This is a genomic window from Nonomuraea sp. NPDC050153, assembly GCF_044460125.1.
Lineage (GTDB): Bacteria > Actinomycetota > Actinomycetes > Streptosporangiales > Streptosporangiaceae > Nonomuraea.
Map to the genome: position 1 here is coordinate 70,920 of NZ_JBITJQ010000007.1, position 19,402 is coordinate 90,321.

Below are 19,402 nucleotides of genomic sequence, written 5' to 3' on the forward strand. Positions count from 1 at the left end.
CGCTGTTCATCGCCCGCAGCACGTCGATCTCGCGGCCGGTGAGCGGGCAGTCGTCGACGATGGCCAGGGCGGAGACATCTGCAGCAGCGTGGCCTGTACCGCCGCCTCACCGTCTCCCGCTTCGGCGAGCACGGTGATCTCGTCCTTGAGCGGGAGCAGTGATGCCGGCGCCTTGCGGAGGAGGGCTTCGTCGTCGGCGAGTACCACGGTGGCCATCGGTTCGCCTGTGCTTCGGAACGCCGGCGCGGGACTGCCGCGGCCGTCAGGAAACGCCCGTCCTGCTGCTCCACCGTCAGCTCGCCCCATCGGCCATCACTCGTTCCCTGAGGGTGGCCAGGCCCCGGAGGACCTGGCCGAGCAGTTCGCCTGCGTGCGGGGCGACCTCGGTCTCGCTGTCGACGCGTACGCGGATTCTTCGCCTTCTCCGGCTCGGCGGAGAAGGCGAGGTCATGGGGAAGACCTCGACCCTGGAGATCATCGAAGGCCACCGCACGCCCACCTCGGGCACCGTGCGGGTCTTCGGGCGGAGCCGCGCGGGCGCTGATGGGGGCGAACCGGGTGAGCGGGAAAGGGCCAGTAGGGTTGGTCGGGGCTGCTGATGACGTCTGGCTTGTGACCGCGCACAACTTTGGGCCAAATCTGATCACTGCCGCTACGGTGTGTGCGCTCTGAAATAGGAGAACGGGAAACATGACGGTTGAGGCTTCGCTGGTCGACGCGGCGGCTGTGGAAGCAGCGGCGCAGCGATTGGGCGGCGTGGTGACGACGACGCCGTTGGAGCGCAATACGCGACTGTCCGAGCTGCGGGGCGCGCACGTATGGCTCAAGCGCGAGGACATGCAGACCGTGCGCTCCTACAAGGTCCGCGGTGCCTACAACCTGATCGCGCAGCTCGATGACGCGGCGCGCGCGGCGGGCGTGGTGGCCGCCAGCGCGGGCAACCATGCCCAGGGCGTCGCCTCTGCCTGCGCGTCGCTGGGCGTTCATGGCCGGGTTTTCCTGCCGGGCACGACGCCCAGGCAGAAGCGGGACCGGATCGCGGCTCTGGGCGGCGCGGCGATTGAGATCGTGCTGGTAGGCGACACCTACGATGAGGCATCCGCTGCCGCGGCCGCCGACGTCGCCCGTACCGGCGCGACCTTGGTCCCGGCCTTCGACGACCCGCGGACCATCGCCGGCCAGGGCACGGTCGTCTACGAGGCCGTGGCTCAGCTGGGTCACGCTCCGGACGTGGTGATCGTCCCCGTCGGCGGGGGAGGGCTGCTGGCCGGCACGCTGGCGTGGCTGGGCAAGCATCACCCGCAGACCCGGGTCATCGGGGTGGAGCCGGCCGGAGCCGCGTGCATGGCGGCGGCCCTGGTTGCCGGCCACCCGGTGACCTTGCCGGAGATCGACACCTTCGTCGACGGCGCCGCCGTGCGCCGAGCCGGCGATGTGACCGTGCCGATTGTGGCCGCGGCAGAGGTGGAGATGGTCGCCGTGCCCGAGGGGCGGGTGTGCAGCGAGATGCTGGCGCTGTACCAGTCGGACGGGATCATCGCCGAACCGGCCGGCGCGCTGGCGGCTGCCGCCCTCGGCTATCCGGGGGCGGTCGACATCCCGGCCGGTGCCAGCGTGGTGTGCGTGCTGTCCGGGGGTAACAACGACGTCAGTCGTTACGCCGAGATCGTCGAACGCTCCCTCGTCCACGAGGGGCGCAAGCACTACTTCCTCGTGGAGTTCCCGCAGGAGCCCGGCGCACTGCGCCGCTTCCTGGACGAGGTCCTCGGCCCCAACGACGACATCACCTTGTTCGAGTACATCAAACGCAGCAACCGCGAGACCGGTCCCGCGCTGGTCGGCATCGAACTGGCCAGCCCCGCCGACCTGCCCGGCCTGCTGGCCCGCATGGACGAGGCGCCGCCGCGGATCGAGCGCATCGAGACCGGCAGCCCGCTGTTCAGGTTCCTTCTCTGAAGGCGGGGCGTACACGCACACGCGGTCGTGGCGGCGGCGGCGCGAGGTCCAGCCCGGTGAGTTCGCCGCCGGGGCCGCAGATCGCCATGAAGGCCCGTCACCACCGCCGCGCTCACCGAGAATCAGGCGGGGGAGTTCTCCGACGACCTCGACCATCCTCGCTCTTCCGGCTGCCGACGACACCCGCTGCCGATGGACGATCAGGCGCGGCAGCTCACCCGTGAGCGATCTTCGCCCCGGCCGCTGAAGCGGGCCTGGCCGAGGATGGGCGCCACCGCCCCGAGGCGGGACGGCACCAAATGCCGCGGACCGCCGCCATTGATGTGTGGCGGCGGTGCCGATGGTCAGCGCAGGGAGCGGAAGAACTTGCGTACGTCGGCGACGAACGGGCCGGGCTGTTCCAGGGCCAGGAAATGTCCGCCGCGCTCGAATTCGGTCCAGTGCACGATGGTGTGATCGCGTTCGGCGAAGCGGCGGATGGCGACGTCCTGGGTGAGGGAGACCGCTACACCGGTGGGTACGGTGCCGGGTTCGCGGGGCGCCCAGGCCGATGGGTCGTGGTGGGATTCGTAGTAGTTGTGGGCCGAGGAAGCGCCGGTCTGCGTGAACCAGTAGATGCTGACGTCGGTGAGGAGGGCGTCGCGGTCGACCGCGTCTTCGGGCAGGTCGGCGGCAGTGTCTGTCCATTCCTTGAACTTCTCGACGATCCAGGCGAGCTGGCCGGCCGGGGAGTCGTTCAGGCCGTGTCCCAGGGTCTGCGGACGGGTGCCTTGGAGCTTGTCGTAGCCGCTCTGTTCCTGCTGCCAGTGCTCCAGGCGCGCCAGCCGCTCCTGTTCGGACGTGGTCAGGCCGTCCATCTCACCCTCGGCCCCGATCGGGAAGGTGACCAGGGCGTTGACGTGCACGCCGAGTACGTGCTCGGAATCCTGACGCCCCATGGCCGGCGCGACGAAAGCGCCGACGTCGCCGCCCTGCACGCCGTAGCGGGAGTAGCCGAGCCGGTGCATCAGTTCGGCGAAAGCGTCGGCGATGCGGCCCTGCGTCCAGCCCGTATCGCGCAGCGGAGCGGAGAAGCCGAACCCCGGCAGGGAGGGGATCACCAGGTGGAAGGCGTCGGCAGGGTCGCCGCCGTGGGAACGCGGGTCGGTCAGGGGACCGATGACGTCCAGGAACTCGGCGAACGAGCCAGGCCAGCCGTGGATGAGCATCAGCGGGGTCGCCTCTGCCTCGGGTGAGCGAATGTGCGCGAAGTGGATGGTCTGCCCGTCGATGTCAGTGGTGAACTGGGGCAGCTCGTTCAGCCCGGCCTCGTGCTTGCGCCAGTCGTAGTCGTCGGCCCAGTAAACGGCGAGCTGCCGCAGGTAGCCGGTCGGGACGCCACGGCTCCATCCTTGACCGCCGATCTCGCGGCTCCAGCGGGTGCGGGCAAGCCGATCTCGTAGATCATCCAGTTCGTCCTGCGGGATGTCTATGCGGAACGGGTTGATCATCGAATTGTTCCTTCCGGAAACGAATATTTACATGAGGTATGAAGAGCGCCGATGAAGATACCGAACGCAGCCATGGTGAAACGGGGACTCGCTGGCCCGGCGACAAGATTAAATGGCACTAAAACTCATGCCATACCACTGGACGCACTTCCCGATCAGTCGCGTCGCAGACCCCTTCCCCTGTGGGCGACGCTTCAGGACCCGAAAGCGGAAGAGTCGCTGGGAGCCGAGCGCTTTCGGGTTGTTCGCCGGTTCGTGCTTGAGAGTGGAGATTATGGGCGTTCCGCGACGTCGGCTATCCATATAACGCAGCACCGAACGCGCTCTGGGGATAGCGTGCCGCGGGAGATCTCACCTCCTGCGGTCACGAGCCGACGGCCCGGTCAGGAGCCCGATGAACGGCGTCTTCGCGGCGGCGAGCGATCTCAGCCGACCGGCTCCAGTCGCAGTAACGGAATCCACGCGGCTTCGGCTCCATCGGACAGTCACGCCGGGCAGGTGGCGATGGAAGGCCGGATCGAACGCCACGAGGTGCCCGGAGGAGCGATCAACGAGTACCGGCGAGCCGCTCCGGCCCCTGGATCTTGATCTGCCCGGAGACAAGCCCGTGACCGCGCACACCGTTCGTGTCGCCAGGTCGGGTGATGATCGCGATCCTGGGCCGGCCGCCCAGCGGCGGCATCGGGCGCGACCTCGATCGCGACCGTGCCGTCCATGGTCCGCAACCCCAGATAGCAGCAGCGATCAAGGGGTCATGTCACATTCGGCTACTTCGCCGACGGTGTCCCGTCAGGCGGCAAGCGGGGGATGTCGGCCCGGTAGAGGCTGAGGAGCAGCCCGTATGCCTCGGTCTCGGGGCCTGCGGCCTGCTGTCGATCGCGGACCAAGGTCTCCAGCCGCTCGGCCAGCGCACGGGCCTCATCGGAGGTGAGCCAGAGATGACGCAGCACGGTATGCCCGAGATCACCGGAGCCGGCGGGCAACATCTCCGCCAGAGCGGCGTCGAGGAGGAACTCCGCTCCGACGCCGCCGTCCTCGTCAAGCCTGAATCCCCTGCTGATGAGCTCGAAACGTTGCTCGGTGCCGCCACGCACCTGCCGCGTGCCCGCGAGGCGGACCAGCCCCGCATCGCGCAGGATGCGTACGTGGTAGCCGACCGTGCCCTTGGTCGAGCCGAGCGCCGCCGTCAGCTCGCCCAGCGTGGCGGGGCGTTGGCGTAGCAGGTTCACCAGGCGGTGGCGCAACGGGTGCCCGAGTGCCTTGAACTGCGCGGGAGAGCGCAACACCAGGTCCGGCTCAGCTTCCATGACGCAAGTGTCTAGGAACGTCGACGCTTTGACAAACTCGCCAGAGCCTCGGCAGACTGCCCGGACGAAAGCGTTGAGGATTCTCGACGCTTAAAGCTGGAAGGACCACCTCGGATGCCCCTCGCAACGGCACATGTCGCAACAGATCGCCCGGCGCGTTACGTCAAGCAACTGATCTCACACATGGGCCACAAAGCCACCGCAGAGCTCACCGGCGCCGGTAGAGGGACGATCACCTTCCGCCACGGCACCTGTTCGCTGACCTCCACCCCGCAGGAACTGGTCCTGATCGCCGCCGCGGCAGACCCCGGCTCCCTGACCGGCGTGCAGGACGTCGTCACCCGGCACCTGCTGCGCTTCGCCACCCAGGAGGAGCTCCACATCGGCTGGACCGGCCCGACCGCCGGTGACGCCCTCGAGATCGTCGCTCCGGCCATCGACGACTACTTGCTGGCACACTGCACCCCGCCCGACCCGCTGCTGACGGAACTGGCTGTCACGACACGACAGGCCACCGGCCGCGCCGCCGGGATGCAGGTCTCACCCGACGAGGGCGCGCTGCTGGAAATGCTGGTCCGGCTTTCCGGCGCCCGCACCGCCATCGAGATCGGCGTGTTCACCGGCTATTCGGCCCTGTGCATCGCTCGCGCGCTACCCGCTGACGGCCGACTGCTCGCCTGCGACGTGAGCAGCCAATGGACCGACATGGCCCGGCCCTTCTGGGAATGCGCAGGCGTCGACGACCGCATCGACCTCAGAATCGGCCCGGCCCTCCGGACGCTGCGCGCACTGCCTGAAGGACCGGCCTTCGACTTCGCCTTCATCGACGCGGACAAGGCCAACTACCCCGCCTATTACGAAGAGATCGTCCCACGGCTCAATCCCGGCGGTCTGCTCGTCCTCGACAATGTGTTCCTCGGCGGCAGAGTGCTCGACCCCGCATTCCAAGAGGACGACCATCAGGCGATGCGCCGCATGAACAACGCCGTCGCCCACGACGATCGGATGGATTGCGTGATGCTGCCCGTCCGTGACGGCGTCACACTGGCCCGGAGGCGTTGAACCAGCACCCCATCTCGCCCCGAGGATCGGCTGAGAGCCGGCCATCACGGTCAGCCTTCCAGCACCGCCAGGGCGTCGATCTCCACGAGCAGTCCCGGCGGAAGCCGCATGTAGACGGTGGTACGGGCGGGGAAGGGCTCTCCGACGGCCGCGGCGTACGCCTCGTTCATCTCGGCCAGGTGGGCGGGATCGGTGAGGTACACGCGCAGCATCACGACGTCCTCCAGGTCCGCGCCGCCCGCCTTGAGCACGGCGGTGACGTTGCGCAGGGTCTGTGTGGTCTGCTCGGCGACCGTGGTGCCGACGACCTCGCCGGTGTCCGGGTCGAGCGGGAGCTGCCCGGAGACCTGCAGGACGGGGCCCTTGCGGATGCCTTGGGACAGCGGGGCCGCCAGGGCGGGGGCGTTCTCGGTGGTGATGACGGTTCTGGTCATGGTGTTCCTTGAGGATGCGAGCGGTCAGCTCCAGAGCCGGCGTTCCTGGCTACGGGGGTCGTCGACCTGGGTCCACTCGGTGTCGATGCGCATGGTCGCCCTGCGCTCGTTGTCGTACGGGTCCCAGCCGGGGTTGCCGGTCCTGGCGAACCGGACCCACGTCTCGTGCATGCGGGCGGCGAGATCCGCGGGAGGCCTGTCGGGGCCGAGCAGGGCCGCGGGGCCCCGCAACCGGGGCAGGTGCGCGAGATCGAAGACGAAGGGCAGTTCGACCGCGTGGGTGGCGCCGAGCTCGCCGTCCAGGGCGTGGGAGCGCCAGGCGAACTCGTAGGCGTAGGTGGCGGACCGGGCCTGGGCGGCATGAGCGCCGGCCAGGGCCCAGCTGCCCGCGCCGAACAGCGCGTCGCCCATGACGGCGGAGCGCAGCTCGCCGAACGACGCCGCGGGACGCGTCTTCCGGTAGGTCTCGACGAGTCGCGCCGGATCCGGGTGCGAGCGAGCCGCCGCGTCGTCGACGTCCCCGGCGGTCGAGCCGGCGTACTTGTCCACGGGGACCAGGTAGAGATTGCCCTCCTCGGCATTGGTCCCGATGAGCAGGTCGACGTCGGCGCCGAGGCCGGCGGCGACGGATGCGGCGGGCTGCGTGTCGAGGACCAGGCTGAAGGGGCTGAGTCCGATCAGCGGGTCGTGATGGGTCTCGGTCCGCAGGTCGATGCCCGCCAGCCGGGAGGCGGCCTCGACCAGGCGCTCGTCGGAGATCTCCGCGAAGGCGCCGGAGTGGGGCCCGATGCCCAGGGCCTCGGCCGCCGCCTGGGTGACGCGGGCGGCCTGCTCGGTGGTGAACGCGCCCAGGCCGCTGCCGCTCTGGACGATCGCCCGGCGGAAGAGACCGGTGGCGCCGGGGGTGGCGAGGACGCCGCCGACGATGGTCGCCCCGGCGGACTGGCCGAAGAGGGTGACGTCGCGGGGGTCACCGCCGAAGGCGGCGATGTTCTCCTGGACCCAGCGCAGAGCGGCGACGACGTCGAGCAGGCCGCGGTTGGCGGGCGCGCCGGGGAGGTCGAGGAACCCGGCGATGCCGAGCCGGTAGTTGAGGGTGACGAGGACGACACCGTCGCGGGCGAAGGCGGAGCCGTCGTACATCGCGGACCGCGTCGATCCGGCGACGAATCCGCCGCCGTGGACGAACACCATGACAGGCAGGTCGCCGCCGTCGGTGGCCGGCGTCCAGACGTTGACGGTGAGGTAGTCCTCGCCGCGGTTCCAGCCGGTGCCGAAATAGGGGGACATGTCGACGCTGCCGAGCTTGCGCTCGGACTGCGGTGCGTTGGGCCCCGGCACGGTGGCGTCCCGTACGCCGTCCCACGGCTCGTGCGGCTGGGGCGGCGCGAACCGGCCGGCGCCGCGGGGCGGGGCGGCGTAGGGGATGTTGAGGAAAGCGGCGCTGTCGCCCTGGCGCAGGCCGCGGACGGCCCCCTGCGCCGTCGTCACGATGGGGTCGGGGTGGTGGCTCATGTCTGGTGTCTTTCCGCAGGTCTCAGGCCTGCTCGGTGTACGGGGCGAACGGCGCCCAGCTCTTGATGGCGAACTTGTCCCGCTCACGGACCACTTCGGCGGCGCCGTGGCCGCCCAGGTGCGCGGGGATCAAGAGCGCGTTGTTGTCGGCCGCCCAGCCCAGCACCTTGCGGCGGGTCGCGCGGGCGCCCGCGGGGTCCTCGCAGAAGCAGCTGTTGGCGTCGGGCTCGAGGATCTGCACCGGGCTGTGCAGCAGGTCGCCGACGAACACCGCGCGGTCCGTCCCGGAGGTGAGGGTCAGCACGGAGGAGCCGGGGGTGTGCCCGGGAGCCGCGTCCAGGCGCAGGCCGGCGTCGATCTGGTGGCTGTTCTCCCACAGCAGCGTCTGGCCGGCCTGGTGCACCGGGGCCACGCTGTCCTCGAAGACGTTCTGGTTGCCGCGGCCGAGCAGCGGCTTGTGGCCGTTCTCCGGGTTCCAGAAGTCGAAGTCGTCCTTCGGCATCAGATAGGTGGCGTTGGGGAAGGTGGGCACCCAGCGCCGATCGTGCAGGTGGGTGTTCCAGCCGACGTGATCAATGTGGAGATGCGTGTTGATCACGATGTCCACGTCCTCGGGCTCGACGCCGGCCCGGGCCAGATTGGCCAGGAAGTCCGTCTTGAGGTGGCTCCAGACCGGCGCGTACGGGCGCTCCTTGTGGTTGCCCACGCCGGTGTCGACGAGGATGGTCTTGCCCTCGCTGCGCAGCAGCCAGGTCTGGATCGCGGAATTCACGATATTGGTCGCGGAATCCAGGAAATGCGGGGTCAGCCAGGAGGCGTCCTCGCCCCACACTTCCTTCGGGCTTTCCGGGAAGAAGGTGTCGGGCGTCATTTCGACGGAGCCGAAGTATTCCCATACCCGGGTGATGCTGATATTGCCGAGCGTGATGTGGTCCATGGGGTGTCCTTGGGAATTCGATGGCTTTCCTGGAACCGTACGAGGGACCTCGGCGGGCGCGGTATCCGTCACGTGACTGCACCTGTGCGCACGGCCGCTTGTAGCCTGGGTGGGAAAGGCAAGGAGGCTCGCGTTCGAGAGCCACATTTCTGGAGACCCCGTGGACGAGCACGCAGGCGACCTCGGTGCGGTCACGAGATCCGAGCCGGATCCGGGTGAGCCGTTCGTCGGCCGGGACGCGGAGCTGGGACGCCTCTTTCGCGCGGTGGACTCGGCGTCGGCCGGCCCGGTCGTGCTGCTGGTCGGCGGCATGGGCACGGGGAAGAGCGCGCTGCTGGGCCGTGCGGTGCGCCGGGCTGAAGCGAGCGGTGCTCACGTCCTGCGTGCCGAGGGCAGCGAGTCGGAGTCGAGCCTCGCGTTCTCCGCCCTGCATCAGCTGCTGCGGCCGGTGCGGGCCGAGGTGGACGGGCTGCCGGACAGGCAGCGCGCTGCGATACAGGACGCCTTCGGCACGGGGCCGGCCGCGCCCCGGCAGGCGAGCGCACCCGATCCGATGCTGATCGGGGTCGCCGTCCTGAGCCTGTTGTCCGCCCTGGGCGACCGGCGTCCCGTGCTCGTGGCGCTGGACGACGCGCAGTGGTTCGATCGGGCTTCCCTGGACGCCCTGTCCTTCGCCGCCAGACGGCTGGCGGGTGAACCTGTCACGATGCTGGTCGCAGCCCGTGGCGTCGATCAGCTCCCGGGGTTCGACCGGCACGTGCCGACGCTCGCTCTGGGGCCGCTCGACGACGCCGCGGCGAACCGGCTGCTGGACCTGCAGCCGAAGAGCCCCACCGGCCGTACCAGGACGCGGATCCTTGACCAGGCAGGCGGCAACCCGCTGGCACTGGTGGAGCTGGCGAGGGCGGCCACCGCCCAGGACGCGGTCACGGGGCTGCCGCCCGCGGGTCCGCTGCACCTCACCGATCACCTGGAGCGGATCTTCGCCGCCCGCCTGGACGGTCTCCCCGCCGCCACCAGGCGAGCCCTGGTGCTCCTGGCCGCCATGGACAGCGTCGACTCCACGATTGCCGTCCCGGCCGGGCTCACGAACGCCGAGGACGACGCCTGGCCGCCCGCCGAACAGGCCGGGCTGGTCCTGAGGACCGGCCGGGAACTTCGGTTCCGCCATCCGTTGGTCCGGTCCGCCGTGTATCACGCCGCGTCCTCGGGCACCCGGCGCGAGGCTCATCTCGCGCTCGCGGAGATGCTGCAGGACGAACCGGATCGGCGTGCCTGGCATCTGGCCGCAGCCTGTCCGGGCCCGGACCCGGCGGTGTCGGCGGAGCTGGAGCGGACCGCCGACCGGGCCCGCCGGCGCGGCGGCCACGCGGCGGCGGCCAAGGCCCTGCAGCGCGCGGCGGAGCTCGCACCACGGCGCGAGGACAGCGCCCGGCTGCTGGTCGAAGCGGCGTCGGCGGCCGTGTTCACCGGCGACCTCGCCTGGGTCGAGGAACTGACCGTTGCGGCACGCGCGCGCACGGATGATCCGTCGCTGCTGGCGTCCGCCGCTGTGCAGGCCGGACGGCTGGCGGTCCTGACCGTGCGCCACACCGTGGTCTTCTCCCGGCTGACCGACGCCGCCGAGGGGTTGGCGCTCTCTCAGCCCGCCGCCGCGCTCGACCTCCTGGCCGGCGCCGCCGTGGTCCGCTTCTACTCCGGGCAGGACGCTCAGCGCCACCGCATCCAGGACATCCTGGGGCGCCTTCCCGAGGACGCCTCACTCGCAGGCTTGCGCACCTGGGTGAGAGCCGTGTCGGACCCCTTCGACGGCCGGGCCGAACTCGTCTCCCTGCTCCCGCGGCTGGCCGCCGAGGCAAAGTCCCGGCCGGAGCGGCTCACCACAGTCGGGATCATGGCGTGGCTGCTGGACGAGACCCCGCGGGCTGTCCGCGCCTTCGACCAGGCCTTCGACCGCTGGGAGTCGCAGGGACCGTTGCCGGAAGGGCTGGGCGGCGCGGTCGCCTGGGCCTACGTGGAACGAGGACAGTGGGACCAGGCCCGTGAGGCCTGCGCCCACACCGTCGCGGTCGGCCGGACGGCCGGCCTCGACCACGCCGTGGCCTGCGCGGCCACCGTGGATGCCACCGTGCTGGCCTACCAGGGCGACGCGACGGCGGCCCGCGCCCAGACCGAAGAGGCGCTCGCCCTGATCGATCCGCTGGAGAGCCGCTCGGTCTCGGTCTACGCCCGTCGTGCGCTTGGCGCCGCGGCAGCCGCGGAAGGCGCGTACGAGAGCGCCTACGACCAACTCCGCATGGCCTTTTCGCCACACGGCGCGCCCGTGCACTACCACGCCTCCTATCCGGCCCTCGCGGATCTGGCCGCCGCCGCCGTGCGCTGCGGCCGCCGCGAGGACGCGGCCACGATCGTCGAGCGTTCCGCACGCGTGCTCTCCGGCAACGCCTCGCCCCGCCTGCACGCGCTGATCAGCCGGGCCCGTGGCCTGCTGGCGGACCCCGAGGACGCCGAGCCGCACTTCCGGGCCGCCCTGGCCGACCCGGTCCTTGAACACTGGCCCTTCGAACGTGCCCAGACCCTGCTCGACCTCGCCGAATGGCTGCGGCGCCGTCGGCGCGTCGCGGAGGCGAGAGGGCCGCTCACCGAGGCCCTGGAGACCTTCCGCCGCCTGGGCGCCCGCCCGTGGATCGAGCGGGCCCGAGCCGAATCGCGCGCCGCGGGCCTCGACGTCACGGACACGGCCCCCGACGCACTCGCCGAGCTCTCCCCCCAGCAGCAGCAGATCATCAGGCTCGCAGCCCGCGGACTGACCAACCGGGAGATCGGCGAGAAGCTCTTCCTCTCCCCGCGCACGGTCAGCTCGCACCTCTACCGCAGCTTCCCCAAGCTGGGCATCACCGCCCGCTCCCAGCTCCGCGACCTCATCGAGGGCCCACTCGCGACGGCCGGCCACCAGGACTGAGAGCACGCCCGGCCAGGGAAGCAGTCACCTGACGGATACCGCCCACCATCCCGGCGGACCCACACTGGCCACCAAGGCGAGGAAACAGGGTCTCCTTCGCCCTGGTACGGCCCTTGCTGGTCCGCGGCCGACCACGACCAACGAACGGAAATCCACGATGGCGGGGAAGACGGCGTCGCTCTGGGACCGGTTCGCCGCAGCCGACCCGGGACTGCTGCGTCTGGCCTCCGGGCTGCGTGCCGTCCTCGGCCTCACGCTCACCCTGGCCGCGCTGACGGCGCTGGATCAGCCCTCTGTCGTCCTTCTGGCCGGTGGCTTCACGACGATGGTCACCTCGCTGGCGATCAGCGACCTGCACCCCCGCAACCAGCTCCTCACCCTGCTCGCCGGGGCCCCCGTGACCCTTGCCGCCTTGACGGCCGGAGGCCTGCTGGCATCCTTCCCCCTCGCGTCCCACCTGGCCTTCCTGCTGCTGATCTTCGCCGCGGTCTATGCGCGCCGCTTCGGACGACGAGGCCTGGGCCTCGGGATCTTCGCCTTCATGGCCTACTTCCTGGCCCAGTTCGCCGGGATCCAGCCCCACCAGCTCCCGCGGCTGACCGGGGCGTTGGCCGTCGCCTTCGCCGCGGCCGCAGTCACGCGCTTCTGTCTTGTGCCCACGACGTCGTACGGCATCCTGAAGCGCCTGAAGGCGGCGTTCAACAGACGTCTTCGAGACGCGCAGCAGGCCACGTCGGATCTGCCGGCACACGACGGAGGCGGCGTCCGCCGGCTCGAACGCCGTCTCGACCGGCTGCATGCCTCTGCGCTGCTGCTTCAGGAATTCCTGTGCGAGGCTCCGGCCTGGCCGCTTCGCGACACGACGGCCGAACTGGAGCGGACGGCACGCGCGGACGCGGCCGCGCAGCGTCTCGGGGTACTCGCGATCCGGGCGTCGAAGGACTCGACGGCGCCCTGCGCCAACCCGACGAGCAGGACGGAGACGGTGGATCTGAGGGATCGAACGGAGCGCGACCATCGGGTGTCCCGCCCGTTGCGGCACACCACGCGGCAGGCGTTCCAGGTGACCGCCGCGGCCGCGTTCGCGGCACTCGGCGGGCACCTGCTCTCCCCGCACCTGTGGTACTGGGCCGTGGCCACGGCCTGGGTCGTGTTCATCAATGCCGAGCACACCGGGGACATCCTGCTGCAGAGCGGCCGACGGCTGATCGGCACTGTGGCCGGGGTGCCGTTCGGATACGGCCTCGCCGTCCTGGCCGCCGGGCACACAACCGTGGCCCTGGTCTTCCTCCTCGCCTGCGTCTTCGGGATGTTCTACACCCCGTCCGGCAGCTACTGGGCGGTGACCTTCTTCATCACCGGCTCGCTCAGCATGGTGCTCGCACTCCTGCACACGCTCTCCCCGGAGCTGCTCACTCTGCGCGTCCAGGAGACCGCTCTGGGGGCCGGGTGCGGGATTCTGGCAGCCGCGCTGGTCGTGCCCACGCGTGTCCGTACGGTCGCCGAAACGCGTCTGACGGAGCTGCTCGTCATCCTCGACCACCTCGCGTCACAGACCGGTGCCGTCACGCCCGATGCACATGATCTTGATCAGGCGCTGGAGGCCTTCCGCAAGGCCTGCCGGCCTCTGGTCCACCCGCTCAATCCCCGCCGCGCCGAACGCGTCCGGGTCCGCCGCGTGCTCGACGAGGTACAGGCGCTGGCCGCCGCCCGCAGACCTTGCGGATCGGGGGAGCGGACGGCCGCGACCTGCGCGACGCGGCGCCACCCGGGCCAAGTGTGCCGAGGCGGTCGCGGCCGAGCGGAGTTTGGCCGTCCCCAAACGGTCAGCCGCTGCCAGTAAATGTCGGATTCCAGGTGAAAGCCGGCCCCGTCGATGCGTACCAGGGTCGGTTCGCCGGGCGAGTGCAGCGGCCAGCGGGGCAGGTGCGGTGTCTCGGGTGAGCCGCCGGACACGAACGCCGCCCAGGTCGCGTGGACGGAGTCGGCGAGCTCCGGGTCCGTGGGAACGAATCGCTCGGGCACGTCGGGGGCCGGGCCGTCCGGGTTCCGCCAGACGTAGCCGACTTCCGCGCCGTGGCGCGCGCCCCCGCCGTTCGGCTCGTGCTCGCCGTAGAGGTACTTGAACACGCGGGCATGACCGGACTGGGCCGCGGCGAACCGCGAGGTCGGCAGCTGGAAGACGAGATCGCCGGTGATGGCGGTCAACAGGCCCTTGCCCGTGTGCCGGGGCAGGAGCTCCCGGTACGCGCTGACGATGTCCTGCCCGGCAAGGCCGAGGGGAACGAGCCGGGGATGAACAAGACGGGCGGCCTCGGCGTCGGTCATATCGGCGTGGATGGAGGGTCATCATGAGCCGGTTGGCCCAGGCGAACATCGCGGCGACGGCGATCATTGGGTTCCCCGGCACGGTCGTCTCCACCAGCTACACCGGAGATCAGATCTCCTACCGCATCGACGTCCGCGGGCAGACGATCGACGCCGAACGCTCCAGCGCCGGCGCCACGATCCTCGCCCCCGGCACGCCGGTCGAGGTCTCCTGGGACGCCGCGGATGTCCGCATCCTGGAGGGCTGAGCGATGACGAGCCCTCAGGCCGCCCCCGCCGGGCTGCGGCGCCGCCCTCCGGCGGCACTGGGGCTGCTGCTGCCCGGAATCGCGGCGTTGATCTTCGCCTACGTGCTGCCGATGGCGTGGGTGGCCCGCATGTCGGTCAACCGGTACGTCGACGGAGGCGGCATCGAGCAGACGTTCACCGGCGAGTCGTTCGCCGAGATCGTCACCGACTCCTACTACCTGCAGGTGGCCGGGACGACCGTGTGGCTCGGCGTCGTCGTGGCGGCCCTCACCGTCGTCGTGGCCTACCCGCTCGCGATGTTCCTGGTGCGTACGGAGTCCCGGTTCAAGGGCCTGCTGACCATGCTGGCAATCGCCCCGATGCTGGTGTCGTCGGTGGCGCGCACCTACGGCTGGGTCATCGTGCTCGGCAACCAGGGGCTGGTGAACTCCTTCCTGCGCGCGCTGGGCATCTCCGAGCGCCCCCTGCAGCTGTCGAACAACTTCACCGGAGTCGTCATCGCGCTGGTGCAGATCTTCCTGCCGTACGCCGTGCTCGCCATGACCAGCGGGTTCGGGCGCCTGGACCGGAACGTCGAACAGGCCGCCGCCTCGCTGGGGGCCTCCCGGCGGCAGGTCTTCACCCGGGTGACCCTGCCGCTGACCCTTCCCGGCGTCCTGACCGGGGCGCTGCTGGTCTTCGTGCTCGCCATCAGCGCGTACGTCACTCCGCGCCTGATGGGCGGCGGGCGGGTCGTCGTACTCGCGACGGAGATCTACGACCAGGCCACCAACCGGCTCAACTGGCCCTTGGCAGCCTCGCTGTCAGTCGTGCTCATCGTCATCTTCGGCGTGGCCATGGCCGGATCCCAGGCGCTCCAGCGCCGGGCCGAGAGAAAGGCGAGCGGACAATGACCGGCCGGGCCTCCCGCGCGGCGAACCGCACCGTCGTCGGACTCGTCCTGCTCTTCCTGTGGACGCCGATCCTGGTCGTCTTCGTCGTGTCCTTCGACACCTCCACATTTCTGCGGTTCCCGCCGGAAGAGTTTAGTTTCGCCTCCTACATCGAGGTGTTCCAGACCGCGGAGTTCAGCCGCGGGCTGTGGATCTCCCTGGTCGTCGCCGCGGGCTCGACCCTGCTGGCGATCACACCGCCTGCGAGGACGCCGCCCGGGTGCTCGGCGCGAACGGCTGGACCACCTTCAGGAGGGTGACCTTCCCGCTCATCCGGCCGGGCGTCGTGGCAGGGGCGATCATGTCGTTCCTGGTCTCCTTCGACGAGGCGGTCATCTCGCTGTTCCTCAGCGGCTACTACGTCAAGCCGCTGCCGGTCGCCCTGCTGGAGCACGTCGAAACCCAGGCGGGCCCCGAGGTCGCAGCCCTGTCGGTGCTGCTCATCCTGTTCTCCATCGGGATCATGCTGCTCCTGGAACGGATGACCGGGCTCCGCCGTTCGCTGCGGTGACACGGCCGGGCCGGTCTATGGGCCGGCCTGCTCGGCGGGGGTGCTCAGCGGCAGGCGCAGGATGAAGCCGGCCCCGCCGATCGCGGCCTGCTCGACGTGCAGGGTGCCGTGGTGGGCGGTGGCGATGTCCCGGGCGATGGCCAGGCCCAGGCCGGTGCCGCCGCGGTCGCGGCTGCGGGCGGCGTCGAGGCGGACGAACCGCTGAAAGATCCGTTCCCGGTCCGCCGGGGGAACGCCGTCGCCGTCGTCGCTCACCGCCAGCTCGGCGTGCGTCGCCGAGTGGCGAAGCCGTACCCGTACCTGGCCGGTGGCGTGCCGCTGCGCGTTGTCCAGCAGGTTGGTCAGCACCCTTGCGATCTGCCCCGGCACGGCGTCGACGACGACCCGGTCGGCCAGGTCCAGGGCTGTCGGGTGGCGATCGGTACGTCGCCCGGCCTCGGTGCGGATCAGGGAGGTCAGATCGACGTGCTGAGTGGCCCGGGGAGCGGTGGCGCCCAGCCGGGCAAGCAGGAGCAGGTCGGTCATGATGGCCTGAACCCGATCCAGATCCTCCAGCGCGTGCCCGATCAGGTCAGGCAGATCGGTGTCGAGGGGATGCATCTGGGCCTCCTCCAAGCGCACGCGCAGGCCGGCCAGCGGGGTGCGCAGCTCGTGGGAGGCGTCGGAGGCGAACTGGCGTTGCCGCTGCAGGGCTTCTTCGGTCGAGGACTTGGCCTGCTCCAGACGCCCCAGCGTGTGGTTGATGGTGTGCGCCAGTTGGGAGATCTCGCCATGGCCGGGCGGTTGCGGGATGCGGGTGCTCAGGTCGTTGACGTTGATCGCGGCCAGTTGCACGCGCATGATCTGGATCGGGCCCAGCATGCGGCTGGTCAGCTTCCACGTCGCAGCCGTGGCCAGGAGGATCAGCAACGCGACAAGGGCGATCCAGAGCGCTTGGAGCGTCCGGGACGGCGCCATGGGCGAGACCATCCGGCCGGCGTAGACCACCGGGGAGGCGGGGGCGGGTGAGAGGCGAACGGCGGTCAGACGCAGGCACCGTCCGTCGCCGTTCTTGGGGCACACTTCGACGTCGGCCTGGAGGTGGTCCGGTGAGGGTCGTACCTGACTCAGCGGGTCCCGGCCGCGTGCTGCGGGCGAAGCAGCGATGACGCGGTGATCGGCTCCCACCACCTGGATCAGATCGATGCCGGGTGTCTGCGTCTCGATCGTGCCTGACAGATTCCGGCGCTCGGCTGCGGCGGCGGTGATCCCGGCCTGCACGCGGGCGCCTGACCAGCCGTGGTCGGCTGACGCTTGCGCGGTGGCCGATGCCCCGACCATGCCCATCGGCACCAGCACGGCTATCGCCGTGGTCATGGCCAGGACGGTGAGCCGGGCCCGGGTCGAGCGCAGACGCAGCCGCCGCAGCGACGAGCCCGGACTCATGGCGTCGGCTTGCCGCACGTGTGCGCGGACCTGCCAGGAGCTCGGCCGGTCATGGCCTGTCGGCGACGATGTTCCTTCTCGTCGATCTCATCGCGGATGAGCAGGACGAGCGACTGCCACCCCTGCGGCGAGCAGGCCTGGCGCAGGGGCGGCGTCCGCCGGTACGGGGACATCACGGCCGACGCCGCGGCGATGGCCGTGCAGAACAGGATCTCGCTGACGATCGAGGACATGGTTCTCCTCCCGTCGGTGATGGGTAACGGGCTGGGCCGATGACATCGGCGGCTGCCTGGAGCCGGCACCGGCCGCCGGCCGTGGTGGCCCGGCTCGTCGCCGTTGACCACCGGCGGGTTGACCATGACCTTCGCCGGCCACGGCTTGCGCATGCTCAGCGGCACCTGTTCCGGCGCGGTGGCCGGAGGATGCGCGTGGGCCGGCCCGATCAGCGCCGATGAAGGCTCACTCTCAGGGGGATCTACAGCTCCGGGATGTCGTGGTGGTGGCGTCGGATGTGCGCCGTGAAGGCCCGCAGGTAGCCGGTCAGGAATTCGGCGGTGGACGGCACCTGGATGTCGCCGTTGTCGTCGATCAGCCCCTTGGTGAACTGGATGTAGGCCTCGGGCTGGCCCATGACCGGGGAGTTGGTGAAGGACAGGATGGTCTTGAGGTGCTGCTGCGCCACAGCGGTGGAGATCGGGCCGGGTGAGGCTCCGATGATCGCGGCCGGCTTGCCGGCGAGCACGTTGGATCCGTACGGCCGGGTCGCCCAGTCGATGGCGTTCTTCAGCGCGCCGGGGATGGACCGGTTGTACTCGGGGGTGACGAACAGGAGGGCGTCGGAGGCCTTGATCGCGTCCTTGAACTCCTGGGCCACGGCGGGGTAGTTCGGGTCGTGGTCGTGACTGTAAAGGGGCAGCTCGCCGATGGGGATCTCCGTGAGTCGGAGCTCCGGCGGCGCGAGCCGGCTCAACGCCAGAGCGAGCGCCCGGTTGATCGACTTCTGGGACAGGCTCCCGACGATGTAACCGACGGTGTAGGTCATTGCGTTTCCTCTCAGGGCATGAACGTGCCGCGCCGTCGACCTCGACGGTCTGGCTGGTGATGAAACTGGCGTGATGTCGTAGCCGCCCGGTCCACGGGCGAACGAACGGGTGAACCTGACAAAGCCGGCCTTGGCCACGACGTGTGCCCCCGCCCTCGGATGCCGTCGAAGGCAGAGCCGGAGCCGATGACACGGATCCTTCATGGGCACGCGTGGTCAGGCGTCAGGAGTGATCTCCTCGCACGATTGCGCCGGTAAGCGGCCTGCGGCGGTGCACGGGACCCGCCCGGCCGGGAGGGCTCCGATGCCTTCGGCGGCTCCGGCGACGACCTGTTCGGTGTTCATGATCCCTCTCCGGCGGGCTAACGCTCGACGAACGTGACGGTCTCGTCGAGCGGAGCCCGGCCCGTACGGATGTAATCCACCGCGACGTCCTCGAACCCGATCGACATGCCGCAGTAGAGGATGAGCCCGTCCGGGGGAGAGAGGATCTCCGCGACGGTCCTGCGATACACCGACCACGCCATCTGCGGGCAACTGTGCAACCCTTCGGCGCGCAGCAGCAGCATGACGGTCTGCAGGTACATGCCGACGTCGGCCCATTGGGGCCGGCCCATGTCGCGGTCGATGTAGCAGAACAGGGCGGCGGGCGCGCCGAAGCACTGCCAGTTGCCGGAGGCGGCCCGCTGGCGTGCCTCCCAGTCCTCGCGCGTGATGCCGAGCGCGCTGTAGCGCTCCTTGCCGAAGGCGGATCGGCGCTCGTGGTACGGAGACTTCAGCGCGGGCGGGTACATCTCGTACTCTCGCTCGTCCCAGGGTTCGCCGGCGGCCACGCGCTCGCCGGCGCGCTTCTTGAGCTCGGCCAGCGGTTCGCCGGTCAGCACGTAGGCGTGCCAGGGCTGGAGGTTCGATCCGGACGGCGACCAGGCCGCGGCGGACAGCACGCGCTCCAGCACCTCCCTCGGGACAGGCCGGTCGGTGAATCCACGCACTGCTCGTCGGCTCGTCACCGCTTCATAGATATCCAAGATCACCGGCCTCCCATCCGCCCAACTCTGCGAATTTCGTTACGTTCGTAAGAGTATCATTCATGACAGTATCATTCAATACCATTGAATGTGCATATGACCTCCGTGCAGCAGGAGGGGGGTGACTCGCGCAGGGATCGCCCGCGAACGTCGCCGTTGTCTACTACCCGCCGCTCCGGGAACAACCTCCGGGGCGGCCGCGCCCAGGCTCCAGGTCGCAGCCC

General features: G+C 70.1%; 20 protein-coding genes and 2 pseudogenes. 9 read left to right on the forward strand and 13 right to left on the reverse strand.

Translation table 11 applies throughout. The annotated features are described in order from the left end of the window. Positions 1-84: 84 nt before the first annotated feature. Positions 85-216: pseudogene (locus ACIBQ1_RS19585) on the reverse strand (DNA-binding response regulator); the annotation flags it as partial. A 76-nt stretch (positions 217-292) separates the two neighbouring features. After that, positions 293-478 carry a hypothetical protein gene (locus ACIBQ1_RS19590; RefSeq protein ID WP_397279235.1) on the reverse strand — a complete coding sequence of 62 codons (186 nt, stop codon included), beginning with the start codon at positions 476-478 and terminating at the stop codon, positions 293-295. 212 nt (positions 479-690) lie between these two features. Here ACIBQ1_RS19590 and ilvA point away from each other — a divergent pair, with 212 nt between their 5' ends. After that, complete coding sequence (ilvA, locus tag ACIBQ1_RS19595; protein ID WP_397279237.1) at positions 691-1,956, forward strand: threonine ammonia-lyase IlvA; 1,266 nt, start codon at positions 691-693, stop codon at positions 1,954-1,956. A gap of 344 nt (positions 1,957-2,300) precedes the next feature. Here the strand turns inward: ilvA and ACIBQ1_RS19600 are convergent, their stop codons facing one another. Both ACIBQ1_RS19600 and ACIBQ1_RS19605 read right to left on the reverse strand, forming a co-directional pair. Further along, a complete protein-coding gene (locus tag ACIBQ1_RS19600; RefSeq protein ID WP_397279239.1) occupies positions 2,301-3,446 on the reverse strand; it encodes an epoxide hydrolase family protein in 1,146 nt (381 codons plus the stop codon). 767 nt (positions 3,447-4,213) lie between these two features. Then, a complete protein-coding gene (locus ACIBQ1_RS19605; protein WP_397279240.1) occupies positions 4,214-4,753 on the reverse strand; it encodes an ArsR/SmtB family transcription factor in 540 nt (179 codons plus the stop codon). 114 nt (positions 4,754-4,867) lie between these two features. On the opposite strand from ACIBQ1_RS19605, the gene ACIBQ1_RS19610 reads away from it, so the two are divergent. Next, entirely contained in the window at positions 4,868-5,815 is a 948-nt protein-coding gene (locus ACIBQ1_RS19610) for a DUF2218 domain-containing protein (RefSeq protein WP_397279242.1), read from the forward strand. Between the two features lie 50 nt (positions 5,816-5,865). Here the strand turns inward: ACIBQ1_RS19610 and ACIBQ1_RS19615 are convergent, their stop codons facing one another. From ACIBQ1_RS19615 to ACIBQ1_RS19625, 3 genes are read right to left on the reverse strand one after another with little or no spacing between them, the layout of a single operon-like run. Next, complete coding sequence (locus tag ACIBQ1_RS19615; RefSeq protein ID WP_397279244.1) at positions 5,866-6,249, reverse strand: RidA family protein; 384 nt, start codon at positions 6,247-6,249, stop codon at positions 5,866-5,868. 24 nt (positions 6,250-6,273) lie between these two features. Then, on the reverse strand, positions 6,274-7,764 hold the full coding sequence (locus ACIBQ1_RS19620) for a carboxylesterase/lipase family protein (RefSeq protein ID WP_397279246.1): 1,491 nt from the start codon (positions 7,762-7,764) through the stop codon (positions 6,274-6,276). A gap of 22 nt (positions 7,765-7,786) precedes the next feature. Continuing rightward, a complete protein-coding gene (locus tag ACIBQ1_RS19625; protein WP_397279248.1) occupies positions 7,787-8,701 on the reverse strand; it encodes an MBL fold metallo-hydrolase in 915 nt (304 codons plus the stop codon). Positions 8,702-8,861: 160 nt separating this feature from the next. Here ACIBQ1_RS19625 and ACIBQ1_RS19630 point away from each other — a divergent pair, with 160 nt between their 5' ends. Together ACIBQ1_RS19630 and ACIBQ1_RS19635 are read left to right on the forward strand one after the other, a co-directional pair. After that, the gene (locus tag ACIBQ1_RS19630) at positions 8,862-11,663 is read left to right on the forward strand and encodes an AAA family ATPase (protein ID WP_397279250.1); all 2,802 of its coding nucleotides are present in this window, start codon (positions 8,862-8,864) and stop codon (positions 11,661-11,663) included. A gap of 157 nt (positions 11,664-11,820) precedes the next feature. Then, a complete protein-coding gene (locus ACIBQ1_RS19635; RefSeq protein ID WP_397279251.1) occupies positions 11,821-13,506 on the forward strand; it encodes an FUSC family protein in 1,686 nt (561 codons plus the stop codon). Between the two features lie 77 nt (positions 13,507-13,583). Here ACIBQ1_RS19635 and ACIBQ1_RS19640 read toward each other — a convergent pair. Further along, a pseudogene (locus ACIBQ1_RS19640) lies at positions 13,584-13,871 on the reverse strand (carboxylesterase family protein); the annotation flags it as partial. Between ACIBQ1_RS19640 and ACIBQ1_RS19645 the strand changes: the two are divergent. The 5 genes from ACIBQ1_RS19645 to ACIBQ1_RS19665 are packed head-to-tail and all read left to right on the forward strand — an operon-like array spanning position 13,800 to position 15,683. Beyond that, on the forward strand, positions 13,800-14,018 hold the full coding sequence (locus ACIBQ1_RS19645; RefSeq protein WP_397279768.1) for a hypothetical protein: 219 nt from the start codon (positions 13,800-13,802) through the stop codon (positions 14,016-14,018). The pseudogene ACIBQ1_RS19640 and the gene ACIBQ1_RS19645 overlap by 72 nt on opposite strands. Further along, positions 14,015-14,239 carry a TOBE domain-containing protein gene (locus ACIBQ1_RS19650; RefSeq protein WP_397279253.1) on the forward strand — a complete coding sequence of 75 codons (225 nt, stop codon included), beginning with the start codon at positions 14,015-14,017 and terminating at the stop codon, positions 14,237-14,239. The genes ACIBQ1_RS19645 and ACIBQ1_RS19650 overlap by 4 nt, the downstream gene beginning before the upstream one ends. Positions 14,240-14,242: 3 nt before the next feature. Next, on the forward strand, positions 14,243-15,133 hold the full coding sequence (locus ACIBQ1_RS19655) for an ABC transporter permease (protein ID WP_397279255.1): 891 nt from the start codon (positions 14,243-14,245) through the stop codon (positions 15,131-15,133). Then, positions 15,130-15,432: an ABC transporter permease gene (locus ACIBQ1_RS19660; RefSeq protein WP_397279257.1), complete on the forward strand. Its 303-nt coding sequence runs from the start codon at positions 15,130-15,132 to the stop codon at positions 15,430-15,432. Before ACIBQ1_RS19655 ends, ACIBQ1_RS19660 begins: the two co-directional genes overlap by 4 nt. After that, positions 15,429-15,683, forward strand: a complete 255-nt coding sequence (locus ACIBQ1_RS19665) for an ABC transporter permease (protein WP_397279259.1) — start codon at positions 15,429-15,431, stop codon at positions 15,681-15,683. The genes ACIBQ1_RS19660 and ACIBQ1_RS19665 overlap by 4 nt, the downstream gene beginning before the upstream one ends. 15 nt (positions 15,684-15,698) lie before the next feature. On the opposite strand, the gene ACIBQ1_RS19670 is transcribed toward ACIBQ1_RS19665, so the two are convergent. The 5 genes from ACIBQ1_RS19670 to ACIBQ1_RS19690 form a co-directional block, all read right to left on the reverse strand. Next, positions 15,699-17,108 carry a sensor histidine kinase gene (locus ACIBQ1_RS19670; RefSeq protein ID WP_397279261.1) on the reverse strand — a complete coding sequence of 470 codons (1,410 nt, stop codon included), beginning with the start codon at positions 17,106-17,108 and terminating at the stop codon, positions 15,699-15,701. Further along, on the reverse strand, positions 17,105-17,494 hold the full coding sequence (locus ACIBQ1_RS19675; RefSeq protein ID WP_397279262.1) for a hypothetical protein: 390 nt from the start codon (positions 17,492-17,494) through the stop codon (positions 17,105-17,107). Before ACIBQ1_RS19675 ends, ACIBQ1_RS19670 begins: the two co-directional genes overlap by 4 nt. An 89-nt stretch (positions 17,495-17,583) precedes the next feature. Beyond that, on the reverse strand, positions 17,584-18,150 hold the full coding sequence (locus tag ACIBQ1_RS19680) for an NADPH-dependent FMN reductase (RefSeq protein ID WP_397279264.1): 567 nt from the start codon (positions 18,148-18,150) through the stop codon (positions 17,584-17,586). Positions 18,151-18,366: 216 nt separating this feature from the next. After that, a complete protein-coding gene (locus ACIBQ1_RS19685; RefSeq protein ID WP_397279266.1) occupies positions 18,367-18,495 on the reverse strand; it encodes a hypothetical protein in 129 nt (42 codons plus the stop codon). A gap of 17 nt (positions 18,496-18,512) precedes the next feature. After that, positions 18,513-19,184: a nitroreductase gene (locus ACIBQ1_RS19690; RefSeq protein ID WP_397279267.1), complete on the reverse strand. Its 672-nt coding sequence runs from the start codon at positions 19,182-19,184 to the stop codon at positions 18,513-18,515. Between the last annotated feature and the right edge of the window lie 218 nt (positions 19,185-19,402).